Source organism: Salifodinibacter halophilus (assembly GCA_012999515.1).
GTDB classification, from domain to species: domain Bacteria; phylum Pseudomonadota; class Gammaproteobacteria; order Nevskiales; family Salinisphaeraceae; genus Salifodinibacter; species Salifodinibacter halophilus.
Window position 1 is genome coordinate 1 of record JABEEB010000362.1, and the last position, 262, is coordinate 262.

At 71.0% G+C, this 262-nt stretch carries 1 protein-coding gene; it reads left to right on the plus strand.

Features of this window, described 5'->3' with window-relative positions; translation table 11 throughout:
• Positions 1–262: hypothetical protein (locus HKX41_12035; GenBank protein NNC24864.1), on the plus strand; the 262-nt coding region annotated here is incomplete at both ends.

Consider the following 262-nt stretch of genomic DNA (forward strand, 5'->3'; position numbering starts at 1 on the left):
CTCTGCGACGCCATGCTCGGAGGGCTCGCGAAGTGGTTGCGGGCCGCCGGGTACGACACCTACTACGCGCGGGAGGGCACCGAGCTGGCCGACGGATTCCTGGTGCGGCTAGCGGCCGATGAGGGCCGGGCGCTTCTCACCAGCGACGGCGGATTTCTGGAGCGGAAGCCGGTGCGCGACGGCGAGATAGAGTTCCTGCTGCTGCCGCACGGACCCGTGGAGGGACAGCTGCGGCGGGTGGTGCGGCACTACGGGCTCGTCC